Here is a 26,492-nt window from a genome sequence, read left to right as displayed (position 1 = left end):
CCAGCGGGATGGCGATGTCGGCGCGGATCGGGCCGAAGCCCAGGTCGTAGCGCACACCGAGACCGACCCCGGCGCTGAAATCGTCCCCGGCCGGGAACTGGCGGTCGCCCACCGCCCCGCCGTCGATGAAGGCCACCACGCCCCAGCGCTGCCCGATCCTCTGGCGTACCTCGAACGAGGCCTCCAGCACCGAGGCGCCGCCCTGCGGGGTGTTGTCGGCCAGTCGCGGGCCGATGGCCTGGTAGGCGTAGCCGCGCACCGATCCCCCGCCGCCCGCATAGAAGCGCCGCGAGGCCGGGACCTCGGGGACCGAGCCGCCGATCATCGCCCCCACCTTGCCCCGGGCGGCCAGGACCGTGCGGGCGCGGGGGCCGAACGGCACGTAGATCGAGCCCTGGGTCTGGACCTTCAGATAGGCCAGGCTGTCGTCGCCGGTGATGTAGGTGGGCTCGGCCCGCACCTCCAGCCGCCAGCCGCGCTTTGGGTCCAGCGGATCGTCGGAGCGGTCCAGGGAGGCCGCGGCCAGCACAGCCGCGGTCCACAGGTCGCGGCCGAGCGGGGTCAGCAGTTTGGTCTGTTTCTCGGCGGTCTCGCTGTAGTCCAGCGATCCGCCCAGGGTGATGTAGGAGGTCTTGAAAAACCGCCGCTGGACGTCGGCGCGGACGCCGAAGCCCGTCTCGTCATAGGCGTCGGTCTTGACGTCGTAGATCGCCGCCGCGGACTTCAGGGTCTGTTGGGCGCGCCGCCAGTGCGGCAGGGTCGCCTCCGCCACCAGGCGGCTGTCGATATCGGAGGCCCGGACGGCGAACGACAGGGTGTCGGCGCGTCCGAAGGTGTTGTAGCGGGTCCATCGGGCGTCGGCGCCCACCCCCTCGCTGGTCGAGTAGCTGGCCCCCAGCTCGATGGTGCGCGGCGCGCGATCCGCCAGGCTGACCACCACCGGCCGCAGGCCCTCCGGCGTGGTCCGCTCCGGCGGCGCCAGGGACACGGTCACCGAGTCATAGACCCCCGTGTCCAGCAGCCGCCGCTCCAGCTCGCCGACATCCTCGGGATCGTAGACCTCGCCGGGGCGCCATGGCGCCATCTGGTTCAGCCAGGGCCGCTTGGTCCGCTCGCCGCCGATCACTTCCATGCCGTTCAGCCGCACAAGCGGACCTGAATCGATCCGGAAGGTTGGCCGAACCGTCTTGTCGGCATGGTCGACGATCACCTGGCGGGGAACCGGCGCCACGTCGGCGTAGCCGCGCTTCTGGGCGGCGGCGACAATCCGGCCCTCGGCGCCGATCACGTCGGCCGCGCGGCCCGGCTGGCCGGTGGCCAGACCCATGACCGCCTCGCCCGAGGCCTGGACCTCCGGCGAGGGCGGGGTTTCCACCCATTCTATGGTCGGCTCGGCGATGGTGAACCTCGGACCCGGGGTCACCTTGACCACCGCGGCCGGCGGCTCGGCCTCCCCCACGTCGGGCTCGACCTCGTAGGCGTAGTAGCCCTCGGACCGCAGGACCGCGATGGCGTTCTCCGCCGCCTCGCGGGCGCGGCGCCTGGCCTCGAAGCGGCTGCTGATCGGTTTGTCGGACTCGCCGACGGCGCGCGCGATCGCCGCGCGCAGATCGCCCGTCAGCTCCCCCTCGACGGCCGCGCGCGGCGCCTCGGCGCGAGCCGCGCCGTGCGCACACAGGGCCGCCGAGGCGGCGAATGCGACGACCAATCGCGCCACGCCAAAACTTTCCTCTCGCGCCCCTCCCGCCGATCTACCCCGCGTCGCGGGGAGATGTCACCCACGCCGGACGCTCAAGGCGCTTTCCTGTCCGGCCGAAACTTGCCCAAATGCTGAGCAGCCGCGCCGCTGAGGTTCGCCGATTCCGAAAAGCCGCACCAAACCCGGGCGCGCTTCCTAAGGTCGGAGAGGGACGCGGAGGACCAGGTGGTGGAGTACGGCGTGGCGACGGCCCACATTTCTGAAGACACGGCGACGGCGCCGAACGTGGGGCCACAGGCTTCATTGAACGTCCCGTACGACGAGATGCTGACCTCCCGTGGTCTCGTGCGGCCGCACTACGCAGCCCTCGACGCACGGATCGCCACCCTGGCGGCGGCCGACATGGCCGAACGCCAGCGGGTGCTGGAACGCTACTTCCTGCTGCAGGGCATCACCTTCACCGTCTATGGCGGCGAAAGCTCCACCGAGCGGATCATACCCACCGACCTGCTGCCGCGGATCATCCCGGCCGAGGAATGGTCGAAGATCGAGACCGGCCTCACCCAGCGCCTGAAGGCGCTGAACATGTTCTTGGCCGACATCTATGGCGAGCAGAAAATCCTGATGGACGGGGTGGTGCCGCGCGAACTGGTTCTGAGCGCGCCATCCTACCGCCGGGAGATGCAGAACCTCTACGTGCCACACCAGGCCTATGCCAATGTCTGCGGCTCGGACCTGATCCGCCAGACCGACGGCGCCTTCGCGGTGTTGGAGGACAATCTGCGAGTGCCGTCCGGCGTCTCCTATATGCTGGCCAACCGCGAGGCCTCGCGGCGGACCTTCCCGGGCACGTTCCGGGCGGCCAATGTGCGGGCCATCGACCGCTATCCCGACCTGCTGCTGGCGACCCTGAAGAGCATGGCCGCCGACTGGCGGCCCAATCCCCAGGTCGCGGTCCTGACCCCCGGCGTCTACAACTCCGCCTATTACGAGCACGCCTATCTGGCCCGGTTGATGGGCTGCCCGCTGGTCGAGGGCCGCGATCTCGTGGTCCACGACAACATGGTCTACATGCGGACCACCACCGGACTGCGGCGGATCGACGTGATCTATCGCCGGGTCGACGACGACTTCATCGACCCCCTCACCTTCCGCCGGGATTCAGGCCTCGGGGTCGCGGGCCTGTTCAACGCCTACCGGGCCGGCAACGTGGTGATCTGCAACGCGCCCGGCACCGGGGTGGCCGACGACAAGGCGGTTTACGCCTATGTCCCGGAGATCATCCGCTACTATCTGGGCGAGGACGCCATCCTGCCCAATATCGAGACCTATCTCTGCCGCGAGCCGGCCCAACTCAGCCACGTCCTGGCCAATCTGGACAAGTTGGTGGTCAAGGCGGTCGGCGCCTCGGGCGGCTACGGCATGCTGATCGGCCCGCATGCCAGCAAGCAGGAGCGCGCGGAGTTCGGCGAGGCGATCAAGGCCGACCCGGACAACTACATCGCCCAGCCGACCATCCAGCTCTCCACCGCGCCTTGCCTGGTCGACGGGGCCATCGAGCCGCGCCACGTGGACCTGCGGCCCTTCATCCTGTCGGGGGAGAAGATCGTGGTGACCCCCGGCGCGCTGACCCGGGTGGCCCTGCGCAAGGGCTCCCTGGTGGTCAATTCCAGCCAGGGCGGCGGCTCCAAGGACACCTGGGTCCTGGCCGACGGCAAGGAGACCCAGTCATGATGCTCGCGAGGGTGGCCGACAGCCTCTACTGGATCGGCCGCTATGTGGAACGGGCCGAGCACATGTGCCGGCTTTCGGACGTGATGCTGAACGCCACCCTCGACCGCACCGAGGGGGCGGCCCAGGTGGCCCGCATCGCGCTCGCCGCCGTTGGTGATTCCGACCGCGCCCACCTGGCCAACCCCTATGAGGCGACGCTGGCCATGGCGCTCGACCGCGAGGACCAGGGCTCGATCGTCTCGTCCCTGGCGCTGGCTCGCGAGAACGCCCGCCAGGTGCGCGACCAGATCACCACCGAGACCTGGGAACGGCTCAACCTCATTTATCTGAAGATGACCGGGCCGGACGCCGCCAAGTCCTTCGCCGACGGGTCCTCGGCCTTCCTGCACGACGTGATCGCCGACCTGCACCTGTTCCGCGGCGCGGCGGACGCCACCATGAGCCATGGCGAGGGCTGGCGGTTCCTGTTGTTGGGCATGTACCTGGAGCGCGCCCAACTCATCGGCCGGCTGCTGGAGGTCTGTTTCGGCGACCGCCGCCGCGGCGCCTTCGACGAGCACTTCGCCCTGGTCAGCGTCCTGCGGATGAGCTGCGCGCTCGAGCCCTATCTGCGGCGCTACACCGCCGACATCCAGCCGCGGAAGGTCCTGGAGTTCCTGCTGCTGGACGAGGACTTCCCGCGCTCCATCCGCTTCGCCACCGCCCGGATCGAGGAACACACCACCGCGGCCAGCCGCTATGTGGAGGCCGGCCACGCCGGGCCCGAGCGCCTGGCCGGCCGGCTGAAGGCGCGCCTGCAATATGCCGACATGGATGAGCTGCAGGTGGCCGGGGCCAGCGCCCTGATCTCCACCGTCCTGGACGAATGCGTGGCGATCCACCAGTCCATCTACGAGACCTTCGTCCACTATTCCCTTGAAATGCGACTGCCCGCCTGAGGCGCTAACCGATGCTCTTGGAAGTCCGCCACGTCACCCAGTACCACTATGCCGAGCCGGTGCGCGAAAGCGTCATGGAGCTCTGGATGCAGCCGCAGAAGAGCGTGCGCCAGCGCCTGGTGAGCTTCGACCTCGACCTGGACCCGGCCGCGCAGCTGTTCTCCTACGCCGACCCGTTCGGCAATGCGGTCTATCACTTCGACGTGCCCCAGCCGCACGACCGCCTCAACATCGTCGCCCGCTCGGCGGTGGAGACCCAGGCGCCGGCCGCCCTGCCCGAGGCCCTGGACATGGGCGAATGGGACCGGCTGCGCAGCGACTTCGTCCGCGGCGAGAACTTCGATTTCCTGCGCCACCACGGCTTCGCGGTGGAGACCGAGGCGCTGAGGACCTTCATCACCGAGCGCAAGATCGACGAGCTGAAGGCCCTCGACCCCCTGCGCGCCGTGCGCGAACTGTCGACGATCATCTACGAGTCCTTCGACTACGAGGCCGGCGTCACCCATGCCGACAGCCCAATCGACCTGGCCCTGGAGGCTCGCCGGGGGGTCTGCCAGGACTTCAGCCACATCATGCTGGCCATCTGTCGGTCCTGGGGCGTGCCGTCGCGTTATGTCTCAGGCTACCTGTTCACCGACCGCAAGGCCGGGGACCGCTCCGATCCCGACGCCACCCACGCCTGGGTGGAGGTCTTCCTGCCCTCGACCCGCTGGATCGGCCTCGATCCCACCAACAATGTCATCGCCGGCGAGCGCCACATCGCCGCCGCCCTGGGCCGCGACTACAACGACGTCCCGCCTTCGCGCGGAGTCTATAAGGGCGAGGCCGACAGCCAGCTCGCGGTGGGCGTGTCGGTCCGCCGGGCGCGGGCGGCAATTACCGAGCCGGAGTTCATCCGCGTGGCCCAGCCCGCCTTCGCCCAAGGCGGTCGCAGGCGCGGACCGGCCGGCGGCCTGGCCTACGACCAGCAGCAGCAACAGCAGCAATAGGCCTTAGTGGCCCATCCGGAAGAAGGCGACGCCCAGCAACAGGCCGCCAAGGACGATGAGGCCGACCTCAAGCATGACGGCGCGGTGCGGAGACGTCCGGAGACTCGTCAGAAACTGAAAGATCCAGGTCATCGCCGCCCCATTTTTCGCGGGGGCAACCTAGCGACGGCGCCTTACGGTTGCAAGGCATCGACTACGCGCTGAAGATGTACGATCTTTGCGCGGAGAGCCCAAAGCGGGCGCCGGACTGGAACTGGCCGGCGAGTTCGCGCGAGAAGGCCGCCTCGATCCGCCGGCCGCCGGGGGTCAGGCCGTCGACCCGCACCACCGGACCGCTGGGCGCCACGCGCTCGGTGGTCAGGAACAACTGCTCCTGGCCTGCCGGGGCCAGGGTGAACTCATGGGGACGCACGAAGGCCACCGCGGCGCCGTCGGCTACGCCCTGGGCCGGCAACTCGATCTCCGCGGCGCGGAACCGTCCGCCCTTCACCGCCCCCTCGAACCGGTTGGCCTCGCCGACGAAGCCGCAAACGAAGGCGCCGGCGGGCTGGTCGTGGACCTCGTGTGGCATGCCCACCTGTTCGATGGCGCCGTTGTTGAGGATCGCCACCCGGTCGGCCAGTTCCAGGGCCTCCTCCTGGTCGTGGGTGACGAAGAGGGTGGTGACGCCGGTGGCGTCATGGATGCGGCGCAGCTCCTTGCGCAGCGACTTGCGCACCGTGGCGTCCAGCGCCCCGAAGGGCTCGTCCAGAAGCAGGACGCTGGGATTGACCGCCAGGGCGCGGGCGAGCGCCACGCGCTGGCGCTGGCCGCCGGAGAGCTGGGCCGGATAGCGCTTGCCCAGGTCGCCCAGCTCCACGAGCTGCAGCAGTTGATCGACGCGAGCGGCGATCTCGCTCTTGGAGGGCTTTTCCGCGCCCCTGCGCACGTCCAAGCCGAAGGCGACGTTGCGGGCCACGGTCATGTGACGAAAGAGGGCGTACTGCTGGAACACGAAGCCCACCCGTCGCGCCGCGGCGCTGGCGTAGGTCATGTCCTGCTCGCCGTAGAGCACCTGGCCCTTCTCGGGGAACTCCAGGCCGGCGATAACCCGCAGCAGGGTGGTCTTGCCCGAGCCCGACGGGCCAAGCAGGGCCAGAAGCTCGCCGTCGGCGATCTCCAGGCTCACCCCGTTCAGCGCCGGATAGCGCCCGAAGGTCTTCTCCACCGAACGGATGGAAATGGTCATGCGAGGCGTCTCACGATCAATGGCGGCCGAGCCGCGGCTGCGGCCGGATGAGTTCGAGACTGGCCCAGGGCGACGATGGCCAGCAAGCAAGGCGGCGCCGCGACGGCGTCGACGGTCTTTTCGAAGACGAGCTTCGCGATCATTCCACCATCTCCGAGCCAATGTCGGGACAGGAAATGGTAGGCCGGGTGAGTATCGAACTCACGACCATTCGATTAAAAGTCGAATGCTCTACCACTGAGCTACCGGCCCTTGGCGCGGCGCGTTTGAAGCGCCGGGCGAAGCGGCGCGGACCTTAGGCGGGCGTCCGCGCCGGGGCAAGGCCGAGCGAGACCTTTCCATCGGCGATGGCCTGAGGCTAGACTTTCGCCATGCGCGCCGCACTCCGAATCCTGCCCCTCCTCGTCTTGCTGGGCGGCTGCATGACCACCCGCGCCGACGGTTCGCCGGAGGTCCAGACCACCTCGGAGGCCAAGCGTGAAAGCATGGGCGCGGCTGTGGCCGCCCCCCTGCGCGACATCAACCTGCTGCGGACCAAGATCCCGCCGGTGCTGCTGGAGGCCCTGGCCGATCCGTATCAGCGGCCGGTCCCGCCCACCTGCGCGCGGCTCGCGGAACTGATCCGCCCCCTGAACGCCGCCATGGGCGACGACCTGGACGAGCCCGACATCGAGGACCAGAGCGTCCAGGTCCGCGGCAAGGACGCGGCCCTCGGCGCGGTGGCGAGCGCCACCTCCGACATCATCCCCTTCCGCGGCTGGGTGCGGAAGCTGACCGGGGCCGAGCGGCACGACACCCTGGTGGCCGCGGCGATCACCGCCGGCGGCGTTCGACGCGCCTATTTGAAAGGCCTGGGCGAGGCGCGCGGCTGCCCGCCGCCGGCGACGCCCTCGCACATCCTGACCGGAACCACCGAGGTCCGCACCCAGGAGCTGAAGCCTCGCTACCCGGTCCGCTGACGGGCCTTGAACTCGCGGCGGAAGGCCTCGAACCGACCTTCGGCTATGGCGCCGCGCATGGCGGCGGTCAGGGCCTGGAAGTGGGCGATGTTGTGCCAGGACAGCAGCACCTGGCCCAGGATCTCCTGCGACTTCACCAGGTGGTGCAGATAGGCCTTGGAGTAGTGGCTTGAGGCGGGACAGTCGCTGGTCTCGTCCAGCGGGCTGTCGTCCTCCGCGAACCGGGCGTTCTTCAGGTTGACCGAGCCTTCCCAGGTCCAGGCCTGGCCGTGGCGGCCCGAGCGGGTGGGCAGGACGCAGTCGAACATGTCGATCCCCCGCGCAACGGCCTCCATCAGGTCGATGGGCTTGCCGACCCCCATCAGGTAGCGCGGCCGGTCGGCCGGCAGCATGGCCGGCGCATAGTCCAGGACCTCGCACATGGCCTCGTGCCCCTCGCCTACCGCCAGGCCGCCGAGCGCGTAGCCGTCATAGCCTGTCTCGATGAGGCGGTCGGCCGACTCCCTGCGCAGGTGTTCGAAGGTCGAACCCTGCTGGATGCCGAACAGGGCCTGTCCCTCGCGTTCGCCGAAGGTCGCCTTGGACCGCGCACCCCAGCGGGCCGAGAGGCGCATGGCTTGCGCCGCCCGCCCCTCCTCCGCCGGCCAGGACACACATTCGTCCAGTTGCATGACGATGTCGGAGCCCAGCAGGTCGGCCTGGATCTCGATGGAGCGCTCGGGGGTCAGCACATGGCGCGACCCGTCGATATGGCTCTGGAAAGCCACCGACTCCTCGGTGACCTTGGCGATCTTCGACAGGCTCATCACCTGGAAGCCGCCGGAGTCGGTGAGGATCGGTTTGTCCCAACGCATGAAGCGGTGCAGCCCGCCCAGCCGCGCCACCCGCTCGGCGGTGGGGCGCAGCATCAGGTGATAGGTGTTGCCCAGGATGATGTCGGCGCCGGTCTGGGCGACCTGATCGACGGTCATGGCCTTGACCGTGGCGGCCGTGCCCACCGGCATGAAGGCCGGGGTTCGTATGTCGCCGCGCGGGGTCCTTAAGGTCCCGGTCCGGGCCGCGCCCTCGGTGGCGGCGATCTCGAAGGGAAAGGCGACCATCAGGCGGCGCTCCAGAGCAGGCTCGCATCGCCATAGGAATAGAAGCGATAGCCGTCCGCGATAGCGTGGGCGTAGGCGCGCTTCATGGTCTCCTGGCCGGCGAAGGCGCTGACCAGCATGAACAGGGTCGACTTGGGCAGGTGAAAGTTGGTCATCAGGCCGTCGACGGCGCGGAACCGATAGCCGGGGGTGATGAAGATGGCGGTCTCGGCGGCGAAGGGCCGGACCACTCCGTTGTCGCCGGTGGCGCTTTCGATCAGCCGCAGGGAGGTGGTGCCGACGCAGACGATGCGGCCCCCAGCGGCCTTGGCGGCGTTCAGGGCGTCAGCGGTGGCGGCGTCGACCTCGCCGTACTCGGCGTGCATCCTGTGGTCGGCCAGGTTCTCGGTCTTCACGGGCAGGAAGGTGCCGGCGCCGACGTGCAAGGTCACGAACTGCAGGCTTACGCCCATTTCGGCCAGCCGCGCCATCAGCTCGGGCGTGAAATGCAGACCGGCGGTGGGGGCGGCGACGGAGCCCTCCTCGTCGGCGTAGACGGTCTGGTAGTCGGCCCGGTCGCGGTCGTCCTCGCCCCGTTTGGCGGCGATATACGGCGGCAGCGGCATGGCGCCGCGCTCGGCGATGACCGCGTCCAGGTCTGGGCCCATGAGGTCGAAGCTGAGCGTCACCTCGCCGCCCTCACCTTTCTCGACAAGTGTGGCGTCCAGGGCCCCCAGATAGCAGGCGCGATCGTGCATGGAGCCGAAATGCACCCGGTCTCCGGGCGAGAGCCGTTTGCCGGGCCGCATGAAGGCGGTCCAGCGCGACGGCGACAGCCGCCGGTGCAGGGTGGCCTCCACCGCGATGTCCGAACCCTCGCGGGTGCGCCGACCCTTGAGCCGCGCCGGGATCACCCTGGTGTCGTTGAACACCAGGACATCGCCCGCGCGCAGCTCGCCCGGAAGGTCGCTGACCTTGAGGTCCCGCATGGGCGCGCCGGGCGCCACCAGCAGCAGGCGAGCGGAATCGCGCGGGTTCGCCGGCCGCAGGGCGATGCGGTCCTCGGGCAGGTCGAAATCGAAATCGGCAAGCTGCATGGGCCGGCCTGAAGGCCATGGGCGGGCTCACGCGTCAAGCGTGGCTCTATGCTAGGTGGGCGTATGGGCTTCCTTCGAATCGTCGCGACCGGCCTCGGCGCTCTTTGCGCCCTGGCCGCGGTCCTGGCCCATGGCGGGCGCTGGGACGACGGGCTGGACGTGTTGACGCATGTGGCTCCGCTCTACCTGGCAGGTGCGGTCCTGGTGCTGGGCGTCGCCCTCTTCACCCCGCAACGGCAGGGCGGAACACGGCTGGCTGTCCTGGGTGGGATCGCCGCTATCGGCGCGCTGGCCCTGGTGGCCCCGGAACTGACAACGCCCGGTTCGCCACCGGCGCCGGCCGATGCGCCGCGGCGGTTGAAGCTGATCCAGTTCAACGCCGAGCCAAACGCGGCGCAATTCGAGGTCATGGCCCGCTGGCTGGCCGCGGAGGACCCGGACGTGCTGATCCTGGAGGATGGCCCCCCGCAACTGCGCGCCGCGATCCTGCAACGGCTGCCACGCCACATGTTCTGCGCGCCGGAATGCGAGGTGAGCGTGTTCAGCCGCGCCCGTCCGGCCAGCGTGCAGCGCCATGGCGGCGGCAGCTACGGCATGGATCCCGGCATGGTGATCGCCCGCTACGGGCCCGGGGACGGCGGCCATGTCATCGTCGGCCTCCATTACGCTCGCCCGTTCGGCGTGGCAAAGAAGTCCAGGACCGCCATGGCCCGGGTTCAGTCCGAAAACAGTCGTCGGATGCTGAAGATCGTCGGCCCCCTGCCCAAGGCGCGCCTGATCGTGGCCGGCGACTTCAATTCCAGCCCGTGGTCGTTTGCGCGGCGCCGCGAGGACGCGGCCCTGGGAATTGAGCGCCGCACACGGGCGCTGTTCTCCTGGCCGGCCCAGGGCCCCACCCCGCCGTTCCTGCCCATCGACCACGTCTATGCCGGTCCCGCCTGGAAGACGGTGAGCGTCCGGCGCGGTCCGCGCATCGGGTCGGACCACTATCCGGTGGTGGCGGTCCTGGCCCGAGTCCCGTAGCGCCATGGAGTTCCTCCGCGCCTTCTTCAACGCCCAGATGCTTGTCGTCGGGCTGGTCAGCGCCAGCGCGGCCCTGGCGGCCCAAGGCGGTCGCTGGAGTCCGCAGCTCGACGTCCTCAGCCACTTCGCCCCGTTCTGGCTGGTCGGCGGCCTGGCGGCGGGCCTCTACGGCCTGACACTTGGCGAGCCCGGCTCGCGGCGCGGTCTGGTCGCGCTGGGCGTCGCAGGCGTGGTCCTGGCCACCCTGCTGATCGCGCCGGAATATCTGCGGCCGGCCACGCCCAAGGCGGCGGCCGACGCCCCCGACCAGATCAAACTGATCCAGTTCAACGCCTGGCGCGGCAGCCGCGACATCGGCCCGGCCCTCGACTGGCTCGCCGCCCAGGACGCCGACATCATCGTGCTGGAGGAAGGCGAACGCCTGCGCGAGCCCCTGGCGCGCCGCACCGGCTACCACCTGACCCAGGGTTCTGAGAGCCTGGCCATCCTTAGCAAGGCCAGGCCGATCGCGGAGGGAGTACGGCTGCCGCCGGGACGCTGGGCGCAGCCTCCGTTGGCGCGCGCCACCTTCGCCGGGCCCCAGGGCGCCTTCACCGTGATCGGCACGCACTATGTCTGGCCGGTCTATGGCGGGTTCCAGCTCGCCCAGGGACGGATCGTCGGCGAGCTGCTGGGACAATTCCCAACAGAGCGCGTGATCCTCACCGGCGACTTCAACTCCACGCCCTGGTCCTTCGCCCGCCGCGGGGAGGATCGCCGTTTCGGCCTGGAGCGGCGCACGCGGGGCCTGTTCACCTGGCCCGCCACGGCGCCCATTCCGCTGTTGCCGATCGACCAGGTCTATGCCGGCTCAGGGTGGCGCACGGTGAGCATCGCCCGCGGGCCGCGCCTGGGCTCGGACCACTATCCGGTGGTGGTGATCCTGGCCCCGTCAGTCGAGCGCTGACCGGTCGTCGCGCAAGGCTGCGGCCAGCTTGCCCTCGTCGGCTTCAAACCGTTGCCGGGTCTTGGCCTCGCCGACGTCCAGCGCCGCGCGTGCGGCCTCGATCTCGGCCAGGGCCTCGTCGCGGCGGCTCCGCAGGTCGGCCAGCCTGCCCTCGAGGGCCGCGACCTTGCGCAGCGCCGCCTTCGACGGCCCCTTCGGCCTGGGCGCGCGCCTGGGCACGGCCGCGAGCGCCCGCTTGGAATCGGCCGGGCGGCGCAGCACCTCGCCAGGCCGCGCGGTGGCGGCCTCAACCAGGGTCGGATCGTCGGTCTCCCGCGCCCCGCCGGTCTTGAACAGATCCTGGTGCGCGCCCCAGGCGGCTAGCGCCTTGGGCCGCGAACTGGCGGCCACCACATAGTCGGTGAGGCCGTCCGAGGTGACGAAGACCTTCAGCCGCGCGGCCACGCATCGCTCCCTGGCTGGTCAGCCTCGATCCATTCGCTGAACGGATCGGGGTCTTAACCGGCGGAGAGCCGAAGCGTTGCGTCAGGCGTCGGCGGCGACCTTCATCGAGACGATCTTGCCGGGATTGCGCGGCGGCTCGCCCTTGGGCAGGCCGTCGACCAGGTCCATGCCCTCTGTCACCTCGCCCCAGACCGTGTACTGGCCGTCCAGGAAGGTGGCGTCGTCGAAGCAGATGAAGAACTGGCTGTTGGCGGAGTTCGGCTGGTTGGTCCGCGCCATCGAGCAGACGCCGCGCACGTGCGGCTCGCGGGAGAACTCGGCCTGCAGGTTCGGCTTGTTGGAGCCGGACGTGCCGGTCCCGGTCGGATCGCCGCCCTGGGCCATGAAGCCCGGGATCACCCGGTGGAAGACCACGCCGTCATAGAAGCCCTCGCGGGCCAGTTCCTTGATGCGGGCCACGTGGCCGGGCGCCAGGTCGGGACGAAGCTTGATCGTCACCGGACCGCTTTCCAGCGCCATGATTATCGTGTTTTCCGGGTCCATCACTTCACCTCCGAGGGAATTCTGATCGCGCACGCCGTGAAATCGGCTCCCTTTGCGGCGCGGACGCTCTCGATCTCGGCCTTGAACCAGGCGCTGTTGGGATCGATCACACGCACCGAGGGGCGCTCGGCGGCCGGGATATCGGCCAGGACGCGCACCTTGTCCATGGTGTCTTGCGGTTGGGCCACCGGTTCGCCCACCTTGATGGCGCGAACCGCTTCGAGGCCGGCGATCACCCGGCCGAAGGCCGTGTAGCGCTTCTCCAGCGACGGATAGGCCTGACGCATCAGGAAGAACTGGCTGTTGGCGCTGTCGGTCTCTTCGCCGCGCGCCATGCCGGCCACGCCCGGGCAATAGAGCGCCCAGGCCGATATCTTGCCGTCGGCCGTCATCGCCATGAGCATCGCGCTCTGGCTCATGATCGGCAGGGACTTAAGGAAGCCGACCTGGCTGACCGTCTGGTCGGCGGCAAGCGCGAACGGCGTCTCGGCTCCGCGCCGGAACAGGAATTCCTGGGCGATGTCGGGCTTGTCCGAGCCCCCCGTGCCGGTGTCCAGCGGGTCGCCGGTCTGGGCCATGAAGGCGTCGATCACCCGGAAGAACTTGCGCCCGTCATAGAGCCCGGCCCGCGTCAGTTCGCGGATGCGGACCACATGGTTGGGCGCGGCCTCGGGGATCAGTTCGACGAAGACGCGGCCCTTGTTGGTGTCGATGACCAGCACGTCTTCTGGGTTTGGCGTGCGCCAGTCTGAGGCCTTGGGATCGCCGGGGGCGGCGGGGACCGGGGCGGCCTTGGCGGGCGCGGCGGCGGCCGGCGCGGCCATCGCAAGGACGGCGGCGGCGAAAAGAGCGGTTCGGATCATGATTTCACTCGTAGTGGGCTGCGGCCTCGACCGCCAGCCCGAGAACGCTCAGCCGGCCGCCACCTTGGCCATGAGCGCGTCCTTGACCTGCGGGCTGGTGAAGCGTGTCACGTCACCGCCGAGTTGGGCGATCTCCTTGACCAGCTTCGACGAGATCGCCTGGTGGCGGGGATCGGCCATCAGGAACACGGTCTCGATCTCGCGCTCGAGCTGCTGGTTCATGGCGGTCATCTGGAATTCGTATTCGAAGTCGGCCACGGCGCGCAGGCCGCGCACGATGACCGCAGCGCCGATCTCGCGGGCAAAGTGGATCAGCAGGCCCTCGAAGGGCTGGACGATGATCTCGGCGCGGTCGCTGAGATGCTCGGTCTCGCTACGAAGGATCGCCACGCGCTCATCAAGCGTGAACAGAGGGCCCTTGCCAGCATTGATCGCCACGCCGATGACCAGCTTGTCCACCAACTTCACGGCCCGCCCGATGATGTCGGTGTGGCCGTTGTGGATCGGGTCGAAGGTTCCCGGATAAAGCCCCACACGCGTCATTCGACGTCCCCCCTTTTTGCGGTGCAGCAGGGATTTCACCGGCGGGAGGAACGAAAGCAAGCCATAAGTTGCGCCGGTTGCACGGCGGTCCCGGGAAACCCGGGAAGCGCGAGGGGCCCGACAGGGCCGGCCCCTACCCCGTTCTATTCAGCGGTATCTTCGGCCTCAGGCTCGGAGTCGGGCTCGGGGTCATCGCCGCCCTGGTCGGCCAGGCGCTCGACCGACACCACATGCTCGTCCGCCGCGGTGCGGAAGATGGTCACGCCCGACGTGTTGCGCCCGACCATGCGGACCTGGCCGACCGGTGTGCGGATCAGTTGGCCCTGGTCGGTGACCAGCAGGATCTCGTCGAACTCCTCCACCGGGAAGGAGGCGGCGAGCCGGCCGCCCTTCTTGGTCAGATCCTGGGCCAGGAGGCCCTGCCCGCCCCGCCCGGTGCGGCGGAACTCGTAGGCCGAGGTGCGCTTGCCGAAGCCTTCGGTGGAGACGGTGAGGATCACCTCTTCGGCGCCGCCCAGCTCGGCGATGCGTTCGGGGCTCAGCGCGGCCAGATCACCATCGGCCTCGTCGTCGTCCGGCGTGGGCGCCTCCTCGACGTCGACGCCGTCCTCGCCCGCGGCCCGGCGCATGGCGTTGGCGTGCTTCACATAGGCCGCCCGCTCGGCCGGGGTGGCCTCCACCGAGCGCAGGATGGCCATGGAGATGACGCTGTCGCCCTCCGCCAGGCGGATGCCCCGCACGCCGGTGGAATCACGACCGGCGAAGACGCGGACTTCCTCGGTGGCGAAGCGGATGCAGCGGCCGAGCGCCGTGGTCAGCAGGATGTCGTTCTGCGTGGCGTTGCACAGCCCGACCCCGATGATGGAGTCGCCCTCATCCAGCTTCATGGCGATCTTGCCATTGCGCCGGATGCCTTGGAAATCGCTGAGCTTATTGCGTCGAACGCCACCCGACTTGGTGGAGAACATGACGTCGTACTGATCCCAGGTCGCCTCGTCCTCGGGCAGCGGCAGGATCGAGGTGATGCTCTCTCCGGGCTCGATGGGCAGCAGGTTGACGAAGGCCTTGCCGCGCGAGGTCGGGGTTCCGACCGGCAGGCGCCAGACCTTGAGCTGATAGACCTTGCCCCCGGACGAGAAGAACAGCATCGGCGTATGGGTCGAGGCCGAGAACACGCGGGTGACCGCATCCTCGTCCTTGGTCGACATGCCCGAGCGGCCCTTGCCGCCGCGATGCTGGGACCGATAGGTGGTCAGCGGCGTGCGCGTCACATAGCCGCCGTGGGTGACGGTGATCACCATCTCTTCGCGGACGATCAGGTCCTCGTCCTCGACGTCGGCGTCGCCATCGACGATCTCGGTGCGGCGCGGCACGGCGAAGGCTTCGCGCACGGCGACCAGCTCCTCGCGGACGATGGCCATGACGTTCTCGCGCGACGACAGGGTGGTCAGATGGCCCTGGATGGCGTCGGCCAGCTCGCGGGCCTCGCCGAAGATCTCGTCGCGGCCGAGGCCGGTCAGGCGAGACAGGGTGAGCGCCAGGATGGCGCGGGCCTGTTCCTCGGTCAGCCGGATCTTGTTGGCGTCGATGACCAGGGTGCGCGGATCGGCGATCAGCTCGACCAGGGGCAGCATGTCGCCCGCCGGCCAGTCCTTGGCCACCAGGCGCTCGCGCGCCTCGGCCGGGTCCTTGGACGAGCGGATGATGTGGATGAACTCGTCGATATTGGCCACGGCGATGGCCAGGCCCACCAAGACGTGGCCGCGGTCGCGGGCCTTGGAGAGCTCGAACTTCACCCGGCGGACGACGACTTCCTCGCGGAAGTCGACGAAGGCCACGACCAGGTCGCGCAGGTGCATCTCGCGCGGACGCCCGCGGTCGAGCGCCAGCATGTTGACGGCGAAGGAACTCTGTAGCGGGGTGTAGCGGTAGAGCTGGTTCAGCACCACGTCCGGCGAAGCGTCGCGCTTCATCTCGATGACCACCCGCATGCCGTCGCGATCGCTCTCGTCGCGCAGGTCGGCTACGCCCTCGATACGCTTCTCGCGCACCAGCTCGGCGATCCGCTCGACCATGGCGGCCTTGTTCACCTGATACGGGATCTGGGTGATGACGATGGCTTCGCGATCCTTGCGGACCGTCTCGATGGCCGCCTTGCCGCGCATGATCACCGAGCCGCGACCGGTGGCCAGCGCGGTGCGCGCGCCGGTGCGTCCGATGATCTCGCCGCCGGTGGGGAAGTCTGGGCCCGGCACGATGTCCAGCAGCGCGTCCAGGGTGACGGCCGGATCGTCCACATAGGCCAGGCAGGCGTCGACTATCTCGCCCAGGTTATGCGGCGGGATGTTGGTGGCCATGCCGACAGCGATACCGCCGGCGCCGTTGACCAGCAGGTTGGGAATGCGTGACGGCAGGACCACGGGCTCGCTTTCCGAGCCGTCGTAGTTCTCCTTGAAGTCGACCGTGTCCTTGTCCAGGTCGGCCACGATCATCATCGCGGCCTTGGTCATGCGGCTTTCGGTATAGCGCATGGCCGCCGGCGGATCGTTGTCCACCGAGCCGAAATTGCCCTGGCCGTCGATCAGCAGCAGTCCCATGGAGAACGGCTGGGCCATCCGCACCATGGTGAAGTAGATCGAGGCGTCGCCGTGCGGGTGATACTTACCCATCACGTCCCCGACCACGCGCGCGGACTTCACATAGGCCCGGTCCGGCGTATGGCCCTGCTCGTTCATCGAGAACAGGATGCGGCGGTGCACGGGCTTGAGGCCGTCGCGCGCGTCCGGCAGGGCGCGGCTGACGATCACGCTCATAGCGTAGTCGAGGTACGAGCGCTTCAGCTCATCTTCGATGGCGATAGGGGCGATGCCCCCGCGCCGCCCGTCATCCGGCGGGGTTTGGGTTTCGTCGGTCAAGGAGAGGATTTAGCCGTTTAGAATCGGACACAAAACAGGGTTTAGTAGTTACCATCCGCAGGCCGCGAAGGCCAACTTCCGTCAACGCCTCAACCCAGGTCGAACGCCCATGAGATATGCTCTCGCCGCCACGATTGCCACCCTTTTCGCAACTGCGGCATGGGCGGCCGACGCGCCGACCAACCTGCGGATCGAATTGAAGAATTCGAGCGGCGCCTCGGTCGGGGCAGCGAACCTCACCCAGGCTCCGAACGGCGTATTGGCGCGGATCGAGCTCAAGGGCGTCGCGCCCGGCTGGCACGGCCTGCATTTCCACGAGAAGGGCGACTGTTCAAAGGCCGACTTCACCTCGGCGGGCGGGCACGTACATGGCAAGGCGACCATGGTCCACGGCCTGCTGAACCCCGACGCCAACGAGGCCGGCGACCTGCCCAACATCTTTGTCGCCGCCGACGGGACCGGCCAGGCCGAGGTGTTCTCGACCTATGTGTCGCTGGGGTCGACGGTGGCCCGGGAAGCCCTGGCCGACCAGGATGGGTCAGCCCTGGTGATCCACGCCAATCCCGACGACCACAAGGCCCAGCCGATCGGCGGAGCTGGTCCGCGCATCGCCTGCGCAGTCATCCCGGCGGGGTGAGGTCACCTCAGGCTGAGAACGTAGTCCGCGACAGATTCAGCCTCCTTCGCGTCCTCCAGGCCCGGATAGAGCATGCGCGTTCCCGGAAGGGTCTTGTGTGGGTCGCGAAGGAACACAGCCAGCCGCTGACGGTCCCAGGTGAAACCTGCGCCGCGTAGGGCTGGCGAGAAGCTGTAACCCAACGCTGAACCGGCCCTGCGTTCGGACAGCCCCCATAGGCTCGGGCCGACGTCGTGGACGCCCGGCTCGACCCTATGGCAGCGCGCGCACTCCGCGAAGGCCGTAGGTTGCGGCAGCGGCTTCGTCGCGGCCCTGTCGCCGGCCGATTTCGAGCATCCGGCGGTCAGGCCAAGCGCGACGACCACCGTCGCCCCGGCTGCGATGAGACGGGTCGGTGATCGCCTAGGCATCGGTGTCCGTGGGTTGGTTGTAGTGGGCGGCGGCATAGACGAGCGCCTCGCTACGCGCGAGTTGCCATCCATCGACGGAGATTATCGCCCCTTGGGCAAAGTCATCGGCGATGCGGGCATTCAGCGCCGCTTGGCCGACCGCTTGGATTTGAGCCCATTCGGCCGCCACCAGCGGCTCGCTGAAGTCCGGATTACACGCGACGCAGGCGCGACCAAGGCGCGCCAGGCCGACCTGTTGATACTCGCGGGTCTGGCCGCTGCAAACGAGGTCACGGGCCACCGGTGTGTTGAGCGTGAGCCCCCCGACGGCCAGAGCGCCGCCGCCAAGCACCCAGGCTCGTCGGTCCATTTTCATGCGAATTGCCCATCGATGTGATCACCCAGCCGTAGGGCCAATGCCGTGATCATCATGGTCGTCGAGCCGCCGCCCACCGTGGGAAACACCGAACTGCCGGCGACATAGAGGTTGGACATCCCATGCACACGGCAGTTCCGGTCGACCACGCCCGTCTTGGGATCGTCGCTCATCCGCGTCGTGCCGGTGTGGTGGTTGCCGCAGACAAAGCCCTGCGCTTCCGACCACGGCTTCTTTGGATCGAAGGTCAGGCGCACACGACCGGTATTGGTACGCCCCGCCTCCTGAGCGAAGAGTTGCAGCGCGCGGTGCAGCGAATGCTTCGTGGTGTCCGGCAGCACCCAGTGAAGGTTCAGGATCGGCATGCCCAGGGCGTCGAGCTCAGGCGTCAGCGTAACACGGCTCTCGGCCACCGGAGGCGGGTCGACAGTGGCGGAGAGCAGATACCTTATCGGCTTGGACCGGCAGTAATAGCGATCCACGCCGCGCTCGGCCACGTCGTCGAAGTTCTGTATCGCCAATGCAAGGTCGTCCGCGCTGACCTGCGACAGGTCGCGAGCCTCCAGGGCGCCCGCCAGCCGACCCGCGGCGGCGGTTCCAGGCGTCGACTCATAGACCGGGCGGAACCGGAACAGGATGCTGTCTAGGCGCTCGCCATCCAGGATGTGGTCTGACAGGAGGTAGTGGTTGAAGACGAAGATGTCTCCCGGCGCCTCGGTGAAGGTCACCCGGTCGTCGGGTTCGCGATCCGGGTTCCTCACGAAATCCTGTAGGATTCGGGCATGGTCGGCGAAATAGCGGCCGACCTGATCGTGATTGTTCCCGACCCCGTGGGGACTGGATCGCCGAGACGCCAGCATGAGGCGCGGGTTCTCGAGGCCCCCTGTCGCGAGGATGAAGATGCCGGCCTGGACCCTGAACTCAGCGCCGGCCAGGGTCTTGACGATGACTTCCTCGATCTTGGTGCGATCCGGGCCCTCGATCAGTTCGGTCGCGTTGGCGTACTGGATGACACGGATATTCTTCGCCGAATCCAGCGGTCGCCTATAGGCCGCGTAGGTCCGATTGCCGGTATCGGCGTGCGGGCGCGCGAAGATTTCGGTACGAACCGGGAAGATCGCCTCATCGATTGGCCAGGCGGGGGAACCGAACCTCTCGCGCCAATAGTCCGGTGACCAGTTGACGTTCTGCGTCTGGAACATCGCGATCCGTTGGGCCTGCTGGTAGTAGGGCGCGACATCCTTCAAGGAGATCGGCCACCCGACGACTTCCGGCCCTCCGACCGACAGGAAATCGTGATCTCGGAACAGGAAGCACCGGCCTGACCAATGATTGGTCGTGCCGCCGAAGAAGCGAAGTCGGCTCGACTCGATTGTATAGGGATCACCCGTCACCGTGGCGTTGGTGTTGAGCTTCTCCGTTTCCCGATCCATCGAGTCGCCGCCGCTCTCGAGCAGGACGATCTTCAATTTAGAGTCGATGAATTTGTTGGCGAGCGTAATTCCAGCGGCTCCGCCGCCAATTATGCACAGGTCCGCGACGACAATCTTCTCCGCGATCTTGTTTGCGTCGACAAACATCGCGGACCCCGAATCAAAACCTCGCCTTCGAGATTTGACCTAGCCAACCGCCGTTATTCAAGGCTCTTGAAAGCTCGACTACGCCGGATGCTCAGCCGGCGCACCGCCCTCCTAGAACGGGATCTCGTCGTCCAGGTCGGCCGAGAAGTCCTCGCGGGGACCGGAGGCCGGCCGGCGCTGGCCGCCGCCGCCAAACCCACCGCCGCCGCTGCTGGCTCCGCCGTAATCGCCGCCGGAACTCGCGCCCTCGCCATCGCCACGGCCGTCCAGCATGGTCAGCTCCCCGCGGAACTTCTGCAGCACGACCTCGGTGGAGAACTTCTCCACGCCCGACTGGTCGGTCCATTTGCGGGTCTGAATCGAGCCCTCGAGATAGACCTTCGAGCCCTTGCGCAGGTACTGTTCGGCCACCTTCACCAGGTTGTCGTTGAAGATCACCACCCGGTGCCACTCGGTCTTTTCCTTGCGCTCGCCCGAAGATTTGTCGCGCCAGGTTTCCGAGGTGGCGACGCGCAGGTTGGCGACGCGATCACCCGAGGTGAGACTGCGGATTTCGGGGTCGGCGCCCAGATTGCCGACCAGAATGACCTTGTTGACGCTGCCCGCCATGTGAGTGTCCCTTGCTTTCCGTGCTTGCGCGCTCGCGCTCAACTCCGACGCTAGCGGACGGCGATCAGCGGATCAAGTTAATGTTCCGCCTTTGTTCCCGCCTTGCGGAGCTTCGTCCACAGATGTCTGCTGCGCCGGAACGCCGCGCCTATTGACCCGGGGCCTGCTGGGATACGGCTCCGGGGATGACCAGGCGGCCGTCGCCCGTGCGCACCAGCGCCAGATAACGGTGCGATTCCATCGTCGGCGCGGTGAAAATCCCGTTCCGTTCGACGAAGATGAAATTGCCCTTGAAGGCGCCGGCGACCTCGCGGTTCGAGCCGCCCATGCGCAGGAACTTCAGCCGCATGGTCTCCAGAGCCGCGGCGCAGTGCTCAAGGTCGGCCACGCCGGTCGCCAGCTTATTGTACTTGAGATCGCCGTCCTTCCCTTGGCCCACGTGCCAGCAGATGCCTTCTCCGCCGGGCGGCAAGGTCTTCTTGGCGCAGGCGGCGAGGGCCAGGACGGAGAGGCCGGCGATCAGGGCGGTGCGAAGCATGGTGAAGCCTATGGCGGCGATTGCGGCGACCCGAAGGCGTCAGCCCACGGGGGAGATCGAACAGTTCTCGGCCTGACTGGCCAGGGCCCGGAAGCTGCGGTTGTCGCCCGACACCTCCACCCGTCCGGGGACCAGGCGCAGGGTCTGCTGCATCCAGCGGCCGTAGGTGGCGCCGCCCGAACGCTCGCAGCGTCCGGCGAACAGGCTTTGCACGCAGGCGTTCAAGGTCATGTCGGCCGGCAGCTTGCGCCAGCCGCCGTCCGCGTAGCGCCAGCAGGCGCCGGCCGGAGCTGGCGTCACGGCGGGGGCCGGCGCGGCGGGGGGCGCGGTCGGGACCTCGACCTGCGCCTCCTCCACCGGCGGCAGCGGCGTCAGCATGGTTCCGGCCTGGTCGGCGGCCGCCAGGTTGCCAGCCTCGTCGACGCCCACGTCCAGGGCGCCGGTGGCCACGCCATTGCGCTTGGCGCAGTCGGCCAGGGTCACCTCGCCCACATACTGGCCGGCGACGTAGCAGCGCAGGGGTCGGGCGGGATCGAGGCGTCCGTCGTCGGCCGTGCCGGTCTCCACCACCAGGCCGCCTTGCGAGGCCGGCGGCGGCGGGGCCTTCTCGCCCTTGCCGCCGGAGATCAGGGCCGCGGCGATGCCAATGCCGGCCACGAGGGCGAGAGCGCCGCCCGCCAGGACGAGTCGACTCCGCCGGTCGTTCAGGAATTCCATGGACCTTCGCTAGACCGCGCCTGCGAAGGATTCAAGGCGCCTAGCCACCGCCGAGGCGGTTCAGGGCGGCCTGGTAGTTGGCGATCTGGTTGGTCAGATAGGTCGGGACCTTGCCGCCGGCCGCCGCGGCGGCCGCCTTCTGAGCGTCGAGCACGGCCTGCGGCGTCGAGGCGGTCTGCAGGTGCTTATAGGCCGCGCGAACCTGGTTCATAGCCGCCGTCAGTTCGGCCAGGGTGTGGTGGACCTGTTCGGCGTCCTTGAGATTCAGGTGGCTGGGCAGGCCCAGGCCGAACATCATCGCCTTGCCGTCGGATGGGACGGTCTTGCCGTCCTCGGTGGTGGTGTTGCGGATGATGCCCTCGGTCAAGCCAAGCAGGCCGAGCGCGTCCTTGCCGGTCTTGCCCTCGAACAGCTCGATGGTGGACCGGTCGTTCAACGGCTTGATCTGCAGGCGGCGCGTGCCCTCGACCGTCACGGTCTCGACCTTGGCCTGGAAGCCCAACGCGCGTTTCAGCTTCGTGGTCAGCGTGGCGAAGGTCTCGCCGTTCTCGATGGTGATGGTCTTCTTGGCGCCGCTGCCGGACAGGACCTGAAACTGGTCGCCGGCGCGCACCGAGCTGATGGCGCTGACCTGGGCGGAATCGGTGAAGTCGAGCGTGCCCTTGGGCAGGCCCAGACGGTCTAGGACCGTAGAGCCCTGGGTGTCGATGGCGATGGCGCTGGGGGCCGCGTAGCCCTCCTTCCCGGTGAACCGCCGCGACCAATCGATCGCGCCGGTGTCGAGATCGAGCCGGGTAAGGAAACCGTCCTTCTTGCCGACCGCCGGCTGACCCGGAAGGTCGGTCCCGGCCGAGCCCGCAATCCAGACCTGACCGCCGGCCACGGCCACCGAGGTGGCCTTGTCGTCGCCGGTCCCACCATAATAGGCCAGCCGGTCGGCGCCGCTGGCGCCAAGGCTTGCGTCGATCCGAGCGGCGAAGGCGTCCGTGCCGCCCGCCAGGGCTCGCGTGATGGTTCCGGCCGAAAGCGCGCCGTTCTTGGTGGTGCCAGCGACAACGACCTGTCCGCCGTCGATGCCCAGGCCTGTCAGCTCCCCGCCCTGCAGGTCGCCCAGATCGCGCGTGGCGGTGAGCGACGGCGTGGCCGTCGAGACGTCGAAACGGCGCAGCACCGCGCGGCCGTTCTCGTTGGAGGCCACCACCAGCGACGTCCCGTCGAGCACCATGCCCGCGGGCTTGTCGGCGCCGGTGGAGCCGAACGCCTGGGTGAACACGGTCGAGACCTTGCCGGTGGCGTCGGCCTTGAAGGCTTCGACATAGCCGTCCCAGTCGCCGATCGCCGTCGTGCCCGGCATGGTCGATTTGGACCGCCCGGCGACATAGACCGTGCCGTCGGCGGCGAAGGCGAGATTGGTCGCCTCGTCGGCCTGGCGGGCGCCGCGACGCTGGGTCCACACCTCCTGGCCCTCGGCGTCGAACAGGGTGACGAAGCTGTCGGAATTGGTGGCGAAGCTGCCCGTGGCGCCGGAATTGACCGGGCCTTCGGTCGCGCCCTCGAGGCCTCCCGTCACCGAGCCGGCGATGGCGATCTTGCCGTCCGCCGAGACGGCCAGGGCCATGCCGCTGGCCTGGTCGGCCGCGCCGAGGGTGCGGGTGTAGAGCAGCTTGCCCGCCGAATCGTACTTCATCAGGGCGACGTCCTTGGCGCCCTTGATCTCCTGCCCCGAGACCGCGGCGTCGACATCGGCCAGGACATAGACCGCGCCGTCGGGCCCGACCGTCGTGGCGCGCACGTTCTGCACCGACTTGGCGAGATCCTCCGCCCAGGCCCGGCCGTCGACCCAGTTGGCCCCGTCGTCCTGCGGCGGCGTGGTGACGGCGGTGGTGTCGGTCTGGAATTTCAGCAGTTGGCGCTGGGTGACGCCGTCATTGGTGGTGATCTTGCCGTCGGGATTGGGGTCGCCGACGCTCTGGGCCACATAGACGGAACCCGCGGTGCTCGGCGCGCCGAAGGTGACGGTCTCGCCGGAGTCGACCTTGACCTTCAGGGCCCAGGAGTCCTGGGTGGCCGGGAGGGTGACGGGCTTGCCGCCCACCGTGATGGTGCGCGGTTCGCCGGGAACCCGCTGGCTGGCGAACCGCGTCTCCAGGCCGTCGGCGGCCAGCTTGCCGTTGATGTGCGCCAGGACGTTGGTCAGGGTCCGCGGCGTCGCCCCCATGTCGTTGAGGTCGATCGCCACGTTATGAGTCACGTTCACGCGCTTGATAGACATCGTGAATTTGACGTCGCCGGCGAAGGCCGGAACGACGGTGGAGCTGTCGCCCTTCAGCAGGGGCACGCCGCCCAGATACTCGCCCTTGGCGATCGGGGCGCCGATCTTGGTCTTGGCGACCGTCATCAGCTCGCCGCGGTTCAGGCGGATCTGGTCGAATTCGGCGCTGTCGGCATAGGCGGTGATCTCGGCCAGGCCCTTGGTGAAGATCTGCTGGATGCGGTTCTTCTCGATCGAGGTCAGGTTCTTGCCGTTCATCCGCTCGGCCACGCCGTTCAGCGTGCTGAGCCCTTGATAGAGCGCGAAGAGCTTGCGGTAATCGGCGCTGGCGCCCGGCAGGTCGAGCTTGGCGGCGCTCTCGTCCACCAGCTTCCTGCCGAGCATGGCGCTCTTAACCGCCTCGGAGACCTGCTCGTCGATCTTGGTGTTGGTGATCGACCAAGGGGCGGTCGGCGCGTACTTCTTGCCGAGGAGCGCGGACGTGCTCGAGGCCCCCGTCCCGCCGTAGCGGGACTGGAAGTAGCTGGTCAGCAGATTGGTGTCGAAGCTGATCGCCATGGTCCGCCGTCCGCGGGCGCAGTCCCGCCATCCGACCTTGGCCTTCGAAGCCCTCACAAGGCGTTAAGGCCTAAGGTGAATCCCTTGAATCAAAAGGCCTGGGCGATCAGCCCAGGCCTTTCGACGCCCCAACGAAACGGGACTTAGCCCTTGAAGAGCTGCAGCACGATCTGCGGCGCCTGGTTGGCGATGGAGAGCGCCTGGGCGCCGAGCTGCTGCTGCACCTGCAGGGCCTGGAGCCGCGCGCTTTCCTTGGCGAGGTCGGCGTCCACCAGGTTGCCGACCCCGGCCTGCAGCACGTCCTGCAGCTTGCCGACGAACTTGTTGTGCGCCTCGATCTGCTTGGCTTGGGCGCCCAGATTTCCCAAGGCCTGGTTGACGTTGGTCATCGAGGCGGTGAGATCGACCAAGGCCGCGGCGGCCAGGGTCACCGTACTGATCGACGCGGTCGAGGCGATGGTGATGATGCCGCCGCCCAGGGTCATGTTCTGGGTCGAGAGCGTGATGTAGGCGTTGGCGTCGGCATTGGCCAGGAAGCGGATACTGCCGGCGATTGAGCCGTTGAGGATGTTGGCGCCGTCGAACTCCGAGTTGGAGACGACTTGGCCGATCTGACGCAGGATCGATTTGAAGTCGGCGTTCAGCGCGCCTCGCGAGATGGCGTCCAGGGAGGTGTCCTGGGCGGCGACCACCTTCTCCTTGAGCTGAACCAGCAGGTCGGAGACCGACTCGCCGGCGGTCATCGAGACCTCGGCGATCGACTGGGCGCGGTTCAGGCTCATGGTCACGGCGGAGAGCGCGCCGATGTCGGCGCGCTGGCCCTGGGCGATGGACCAGACCGAGGCGTTGTCCTTGGCGTTGCCGATCTTCAGGCCGGTATTGATCCGGTTCTGGGTGTCGGCCAGTAGATCGTTGGTTTTGTTGAGGTTCTGAAGTGCGGTCAAGGCCGATTTGTTGGTATGTACGCTGATCGACATGACCTGCTCTCCTTTAGAACCGGTCCCCCAATCGGCGTTTTGCGACTCGCCAGGGACAGCTCTTTCCGCGTGAGAAGCTATGGAATCATGGTGTCCAGAAAGTTAACGGCCCAAATGGCTGCAGCCGCCGACCGGTCTGCCCGGGGCGGTTGGAAAGCTTGGCGGACCGGCGCGAAGGGCCGGTCGGGGATCAGGCGCTGGCGCTGATGACCGCGCCTGCCTCGTAGTCGGTCTCCTCGCGCATCCTCAGGATCTCCTCCCGGGGGAACTGCGCGACGACTTCGCCCGTGCGCCGGTCGATCGTCTTGTAGACGTACGAACCGCCGCCCTCTTCGATGACCAATCGCAGATCGGCCGCGTCTGGCGCCATCTCGACGGGGGCCTTGGCCGCGGCGCCCGGATCGGGCGTGGGGCGACGGGCCGCCGCTTGGTTGAGCGTCGGGTCGGTTACCGGGGTGATAGCTGCAAGTTTGTTTTCCATTTCTCCGTGCGCCGGCGCCGGTGAGGCGCTCGACGTCCCTGTTGAACCGTGAAGCGGCGGGAAGGTCCCCCTCCCCGCCGCCCACAGTCACCGCGGGGCGACGGCCCCGCGGCCGTGCGTCCTATCGGAAGAGACCGAGAAGCTGCGACGAACCCTGGTTGGCGATGGACAGGGCCTGGATCCCCAGCTGCTGCTTGGTTTGCAGCGACTGCAGACGGGCGCTTTCCTTGGCCAGATCGGCATCGACGAGGTTGCCCACGCCGGCGTCGATCGAGTCTTGCAGGTTGTTGGTGAAGTTCAGGTGCGAAGCGATGGACTTCGAACCCGTACCGAACTTCGACAACGCTGTGGACACGTT

Annotated in this window: 27 protein-coding genes and 1 tRNA gene; 7 read left to right on the top strand and 21 right to left on the bottom strand. The window is 68.2% G+C overall.

Translation table 11 applies throughout. From position 1 onward, the window contains the following. Positions 1 to 1,717, bottom strand: a 1,717-nt coding sequence (locus tag Q8Q88_RS18730; protein WP_305676700.1) for an autotransporter assembly complex family protein, incomplete at its 3' end; no start/stop codon positions are given. Between the two features lie 306 nt (positions 1,718 to 2,023). Here Q8Q88_RS18730 and Q8Q88_RS18725 point away from each other — a divergent pair. The 3 genes from Q8Q88_RS18725 to Q8Q88_RS18715 are packed head-to-tail and all read left to right on the top strand — an operon-like array spanning position 2,024 to position 5,360. Beyond that, a complete protein-coding gene (locus Q8Q88_RS18725) occupies positions 2,024 to 3,433 on the top strand; it encodes a circularly permuted type 2 ATP-grasp protein (protein WP_305676701.1) in 1,410 nt (469 codons plus the stop codon). Then, on the top strand, positions 3,430 to 4,371 hold the full coding sequence (locus Q8Q88_RS18720) for an alpha-E domain-containing protein (RefSeq protein WP_305676699.1): 942 nt from the start codon (positions 3,430 to 3,432) through the stop codon (positions 4,369 to 4,371). Before Q8Q88_RS18725 ends, Q8Q88_RS18720 begins: the two co-directional genes overlap by 4 nt. An 11-nt stretch (positions 4,372 to 4,382) precedes the next feature. Continuing rightward, positions 4,383 to 5,360 (top strand): transglutaminase family protein, encoded by a 978-nt coding sequence (locus tag Q8Q88_RS18715; protein WP_305676698.1) that lies wholly within the window; start codon positions 4,383 to 4,385, stop codon positions 5,358 to 5,360. A gap of 3 nt (positions 5,361 to 5,363) precedes the next feature. Here the strand turns inward: Q8Q88_RS18715 and Q8Q88_RS18710 are convergent, their stop codons facing one another. The 3 genes from Q8Q88_RS18710 to Q8Q88_RS18700 form a co-directional block, all read right to left on the bottom strand. After that, positions 5,364 to 5,492 (bottom strand): hypothetical protein, encoded by a 129-nt coding sequence (locus tag Q8Q88_RS18710; protein WP_305676697.1) that lies wholly within the window; start codon positions 5,490 to 5,492, stop codon positions 5,364 to 5,366. Between the two features lie 61 nt (positions 5,493 to 5,553). After that, positions 5,554 to 6,588: a sulfate/molybdate ABC transporter ATP-binding protein gene (locus Q8Q88_RS18705; protein WP_305676696.1), complete on the bottom strand. Its 1,035-nt coding sequence runs from the start codon at positions 6,586 to 6,588 to the stop codon at positions 5,554 to 5,556. Positions 6,589 to 6,765: 177 nt separating this feature from the next. After that, a tRNA-Lys gene (locus Q8Q88_RS18700) sits at positions 6,766 to 6,840 on the bottom strand. Positions 6,841 to 6,959: 119 nt separating this feature from the next. Between Q8Q88_RS18700 and Q8Q88_RS18695 the strand changes: the two genes are divergently transcribed. Then, complete coding sequence (locus Q8Q88_RS18695) at positions 6,960 to 7,547, top strand: hypothetical protein (RefSeq protein WP_305676695.1); 588 nt, start codon at positions 6,960 to 6,962, stop codon at positions 7,545 to 7,547. Here Q8Q88_RS18695 and tgt read toward each other — a convergent pair. Together tgt and queA are read right to left on the bottom strand one after the other, a co-directional pair. Further along, positions 7,532 to 8,647, bottom strand: a complete 1,116-nt coding sequence (gene tgt / locus Q8Q88_RS18690) for a tRNA guanosine(34) transglycosylase Tgt (RefSeq protein ID WP_305676694.1) — start codon at positions 8,645 to 8,647, stop codon at positions 7,532 to 7,534. The two genes, Q8Q88_RS18695 and tgt, sit on opposite strands and share 16 nt — an antisense overlap. Further along, positions 8,647 to 9,723 carry a tRNA preQ1(34) S-adenosylmethionine ribosyltransferase-isomerase QueA gene (queA, locus tag Q8Q88_RS18685; protein WP_305676693.1) on the bottom strand — a complete coding sequence of 359 codons (1,077 nt, stop codon included), beginning with the start codon at positions 9,721 to 9,723 and terminating at the stop codon, positions 8,647 to 8,649. The genes tgt and queA overlap by 1 nt, the downstream gene beginning before the upstream one ends. Positions 9,724 to 9,786: 63 nt before the next feature. Between queA and Q8Q88_RS18680 the strand changes: the two genes are divergently transcribed. Together Q8Q88_RS18680 and Q8Q88_RS18675 are read left to right on the top strand one after the other, a co-directional pair. After that, positions 9,787 to 10,746: an endonuclease/exonuclease/phosphatase family protein gene (locus Q8Q88_RS18680; protein WP_305676692.1), complete on the top strand. Its 960-nt coding sequence runs from the start codon at positions 9,787 to 9,789 to the stop codon at positions 10,744 to 10,746. A gap of 4 nt (positions 10,747 to 10,750) precedes the next feature. After that, positions 10,751 to 11,692, top strand: coding sequence for an endonuclease/exonuclease/phosphatase family protein (locus tag Q8Q88_RS18675; protein ID WP_305676691.1), 942 nt, complete (start codon positions 10,751 to 10,753; stop codon positions 11,690 to 11,692). Here the strand turns inward: Q8Q88_RS18675 and Q8Q88_RS18670 are convergent. The 5 genes from Q8Q88_RS18670 to gyrA form a co-directional block, all read right to left on the bottom strand. Then, positions 11,678 to 12,136: a hypothetical protein gene (locus Q8Q88_RS18670; RefSeq protein WP_305676690.1), complete on the bottom strand. Its 459-nt coding sequence runs from the start codon at positions 12,134 to 12,136 to the stop codon at positions 11,678 to 11,680. The two genes, Q8Q88_RS18675 and Q8Q88_RS18670, sit on opposite strands and share 15 nt — an antisense overlap. An 81-nt stretch (positions 12,137 to 12,217) precedes the next feature. Next, positions 12,218 to 12,679 carry a peptidylprolyl isomerase gene (locus tag Q8Q88_RS18665; protein ID WP_305676689.1) on the bottom strand — a complete coding sequence of 154 codons (462 nt, stop codon included), beginning with the start codon at positions 12,677 to 12,679 and terminating at the stop codon, positions 12,218 to 12,220. Further along, entirely contained in the window at positions 12,679 to 13,542 is an 864-nt protein-coding gene (locus tag Q8Q88_RS18660; protein ID WP_305676688.1) for a peptidylprolyl isomerase, read from the bottom strand. Before Q8Q88_RS18660 ends, Q8Q88_RS18665 begins: the two co-directional genes overlap by 1 nt. A 48-nt stretch (positions 13,543 to 13,590) precedes the next feature. After that, positions 13,591 to 14,085: a pantetheine-phosphate adenylyltransferase gene (gene coaD / locus Q8Q88_RS18655; RefSeq protein ID WP_305676687.1), complete on the bottom strand. Its 495-nt coding sequence runs from the start codon at positions 14,083 to 14,085 to the stop codon at positions 13,591 to 13,593. A gap of 143 nt (positions 14,086 to 14,228) precedes the next feature. Continuing rightward, complete coding sequence (gene gyrA, locus Q8Q88_RS18650; protein WP_305676686.1) at positions 14,229 to 17,000, bottom strand: DNA gyrase subunit A; 2,772 nt, start codon at positions 16,998 to 17,000, stop codon at positions 14,229 to 14,231. A gap of 109 nt (positions 17,001 to 17,109) precedes the next feature. Here gyrA and Q8Q88_RS18645 point away from each other — a divergent pair, with 109 nt between their 5' ends. Further along, positions 17,110 to 17,637, top strand: coding sequence for a superoxide dismutase family protein (locus Q8Q88_RS18645; RefSeq protein ID WP_371129881.1), 528 nt, complete (start codon positions 17,110 to 17,112; stop codon positions 17,635 to 17,637). Positions 17,638 to 17,639: 2 nt separating this feature from the next. Here Q8Q88_RS18645 and Q8Q88_RS24810 read toward each other — a convergent pair whose 3' ends face one another. The 10 genes from Q8Q88_RS24810 to Q8Q88_RS18600 all read right to left on the bottom strand — a co-directional run. Then, complete coding sequence (locus Q8Q88_RS24810; protein ID WP_371129880.1) at positions 17,640 to 18,047, bottom strand: cytochrome c family protein; 408 nt, start codon at positions 18,045 to 18,047, stop codon at positions 17,640 to 17,642. Continuing rightward, positions 18,040 to 18,402 (bottom strand): hypothetical protein, encoded by a 363-nt coding sequence (locus tag Q8Q88_RS18640; protein WP_305676685.1) that lies wholly within the window; start codon positions 18,400 to 18,402, stop codon positions 18,040 to 18,042. The genes Q8Q88_RS24810 and Q8Q88_RS18640 overlap by 8 nt, the downstream gene beginning before the upstream one ends. Further along, a complete protein-coding gene (locus tag Q8Q88_RS18635; protein WP_305676684.1) occupies positions 18,399 to 19,982 on the bottom strand; it encodes a GMC oxidoreductase in 1,584 nt (527 codons plus the stop codon). Before Q8Q88_RS18635 ends, Q8Q88_RS18640 begins: the two co-directional genes overlap by 4 nt. 111 nt (positions 19,983 to 20,093) lie before the next feature. Next, complete coding sequence (gene ssb, locus Q8Q88_RS18630) at positions 20,094 to 20,591, bottom strand: single-stranded DNA-binding protein (protein WP_305676683.1); 498 nt, start codon at positions 20,589 to 20,591, stop codon at positions 20,094 to 20,096. A gap of 148 nt (positions 20,592 to 20,739) precedes the next feature. Then, positions 20,740 to 21,129 carry a hypothetical protein gene (locus Q8Q88_RS18625; protein WP_305676682.1) on the bottom strand — a complete coding sequence of 130 codons (390 nt, stop codon included), beginning with the start codon at positions 21,127 to 21,129 and terminating at the stop codon, positions 20,740 to 20,742. A gap of 39 nt (positions 21,130 to 21,168) precedes the next feature. Beyond that, positions 21,169 to 21,846: a hypothetical protein gene (locus Q8Q88_RS18620; RefSeq protein ID WP_305676681.1), complete on the bottom strand. Its 678-nt coding sequence runs from the start codon at positions 21,844 to 21,846 to the stop codon at positions 21,169 to 21,171. Between the two features lie 40 nt (positions 21,847 to 21,886). Beyond that, positions 21,887 to 24,676: a hypothetical protein gene (locus Q8Q88_RS18615; protein WP_305676680.1), complete on the bottom strand. Its 2,790-nt coding sequence runs from the start codon at positions 24,674 to 24,676 to the stop codon at positions 21,887 to 21,889. Between the two features lie 143 nt (positions 24,677 to 24,819). After that, positions 24,820 to 25,653 carry a flagellin gene (locus Q8Q88_RS18610; RefSeq protein WP_305676679.1) on the bottom strand — a complete coding sequence of 278 codons (834 nt, stop codon included), beginning with the start codon at positions 25,651 to 25,653 and terminating at the stop codon, positions 24,820 to 24,822. Positions 25,654 to 25,843: 190 nt separating this feature from the next. Further along, positions 25,844 to 26,134 (bottom strand): flagellar protein FlaG, encoded by a 291-nt coding sequence (locus tag Q8Q88_RS18605; protein WP_305676678.1) that lies wholly within the window; start codon positions 26,132 to 26,134, stop codon positions 25,844 to 25,846. Between the two features lie 121 nt (positions 26,135 to 26,255). Further along, a partial coding sequence (locus Q8Q88_RS18600) for a flagellin (protein ID WP_305676677.1) occupies positions 26,256 to 26,492 on the bottom strand: 237 nt, incomplete at its 5' end.

The sequence above is a fragment of the Phenylobacterium sp. genome (assembly GCF_030697925.1).
Classification (GTDB): domain Bacteria; phylum Pseudomonadota; class Alphaproteobacteria; order Caulobacterales; family Caulobacteraceae; genus Phenylobacterium.
Note: the sequence above shows the minus strand (reverse complement) of the source record. Positions and strands in the feature narration are given on the sequence as shown.

Excerpts from the sequence above, each read along its gene's own strand:
- Q8Q88_RS18725 (WP_305676701.1), top strand. The coding sequence starts at position 2,024 with ATGCTGACCTCCCGTGGTCTCGTGCGGCCGCACTACGCAGCCCTCGAC.
- Q8Q88_RS18720 (WP_305676699.1), top strand. The coding sequence starts at position 3,430 with ATGATGCTCGCGAGGGTGGCCGACAGCCTCTACTGGATCGGCCGCTAT.
- Q8Q88_RS18715 (WP_305676698.1), top strand. The coding sequence starts at position 4,383 with ATGCTCTTGGAAGTCCGCCACGTCACCCAGTACCACTATGCCGAGCCG.
- Q8Q88_RS18710 (WP_305676697.1), bottom strand. The coding sequence starts at position 5,492 with ATGACCTGGATCTTTCAGTTTCTGACGAGTCTCCGGACGTCTCCGCAC.
- Q8Q88_RS18705 (WP_305676696.1), bottom strand. The coding sequence starts at position 6,588 with ATGACCATTTCCATCCGTTCGGTGGAGAAGACCTTCGGGCGCTATCCG.
- Q8Q88_RS18695 (WP_305676695.1), top strand. The coding sequence starts at position 6,960 with ATGCGCGCCGCACTCCGAATCCTGCCCCTCCTCGTCTTGCTGGGCGGC.
- tgt (WP_305676694.1), bottom strand. The coding sequence starts at position 8,647 with ATGGTCGCCTTTCCCTTCGAGATCGCCGCCACCGAGGGCGCGGCCCGG.
- queA (WP_305676693.1), bottom strand. The coding sequence starts at position 9,723 with ATGCAGCTTGCCGATTTCGATTTCGACCTGCCCGAGGACCGCATCGCC.
- Q8Q88_RS18680 (WP_305676692.1), top strand. The coding sequence starts at position 9,787 with ATGGGCTTCCTTCGAATCGTCGCGACCGGCCTCGGCGCTCTTTGCGCC.
- Q8Q88_RS18675 (WP_305676691.1), top strand. The coding sequence starts at position 10,751 with ATGGAGTTCCTCCGCGCCTTCTTCAACGCCCAGATGCTTGTCGTCGGG.
- Q8Q88_RS18665 (WP_305676689.1), bottom strand. The coding sequence starts at position 12,679 with ATGGACCCGGAAAACACGATAATCATGGCGCTGGAAAGCGGTCCGGTG.
- Q8Q88_RS18660 (WP_305676688.1), bottom strand. The coding sequence starts at position 13,542 with ATGATCCGAACCGCTCTTTTCGCCGCCGCCGTCCTTGCGATGGCCGCG.
- coaD (WP_305676687.1), bottom strand. The coding sequence starts at position 14,085 with ATGACGCGTGTGGGGCTTTATCCGGGAACCTTCGACCCGATCCACAAC.
- Q8Q88_RS18645 (WP_371129881.1), top strand. The coding sequence starts at position 17,110 with ATGAGATATGCTCTCGCCGCCACGATTGCCACCCTTTTCGCAACTGCG.
- Q8Q88_RS24810 (WP_371129880.1), bottom strand. The coding sequence starts at position 18,047 with ATGCCTAGGCGATCACCGACCCGTCTCATCGCAGCCGGGGCGACGGTG.
- Q8Q88_RS18640 (WP_305676685.1), bottom strand. The coding sequence starts at position 18,402 with ATGAAAATGGACCGACGAGCCTGGGTGCTTGGCGGCGGCGCTCTGGCC.
- Q8Q88_RS18635 (WP_305676684.1), bottom strand. The coding sequence starts at position 19,982 with ATGTTTGTCGACGCAAACAAGATCGCGGAGAAGATTGTCGTCGCGGAC.
- ssb (WP_305676683.1), bottom strand. The coding sequence starts at position 20,591 with ATGGCGGGCAGCGTCAACAAGGTCATTCTGGTCGGCAATCTGGGCGCC.
- Q8Q88_RS18625 (WP_305676682.1), bottom strand. The coding sequence starts at position 21,129 with ATGCTTCGCACCGCCCTGATCGCCGGCCTCTCCGTCCTGGCCCTCGCC.
- Q8Q88_RS18620 (WP_305676681.1), bottom strand. The coding sequence starts at position 21,846 with ATGGAATTCCTGAACGACCGGCGGAGTCGACTCGTCCTGGCGGGCGGC.
- Q8Q88_RS18615 (WP_305676680.1), bottom strand. The coding sequence starts at position 24,676 with ATGGCGATCAGCTTCGACACCAATCTGCTGACCAGCTACTTCCAGTCC.
- Q8Q88_RS18610 (WP_305676679.1), bottom strand. The coding sequence starts at position 25,653 with ATGTCGATCAGCGTACATACCAACAAATCGGCCTTGACCGCACTTCAG.
- Q8Q88_RS18605 (WP_305676678.1), bottom strand. The coding sequence starts at position 26,134 with ATGGAAAACAAACTTGCAGCTATCACCCCGGTAACCGACCCGACGCTC.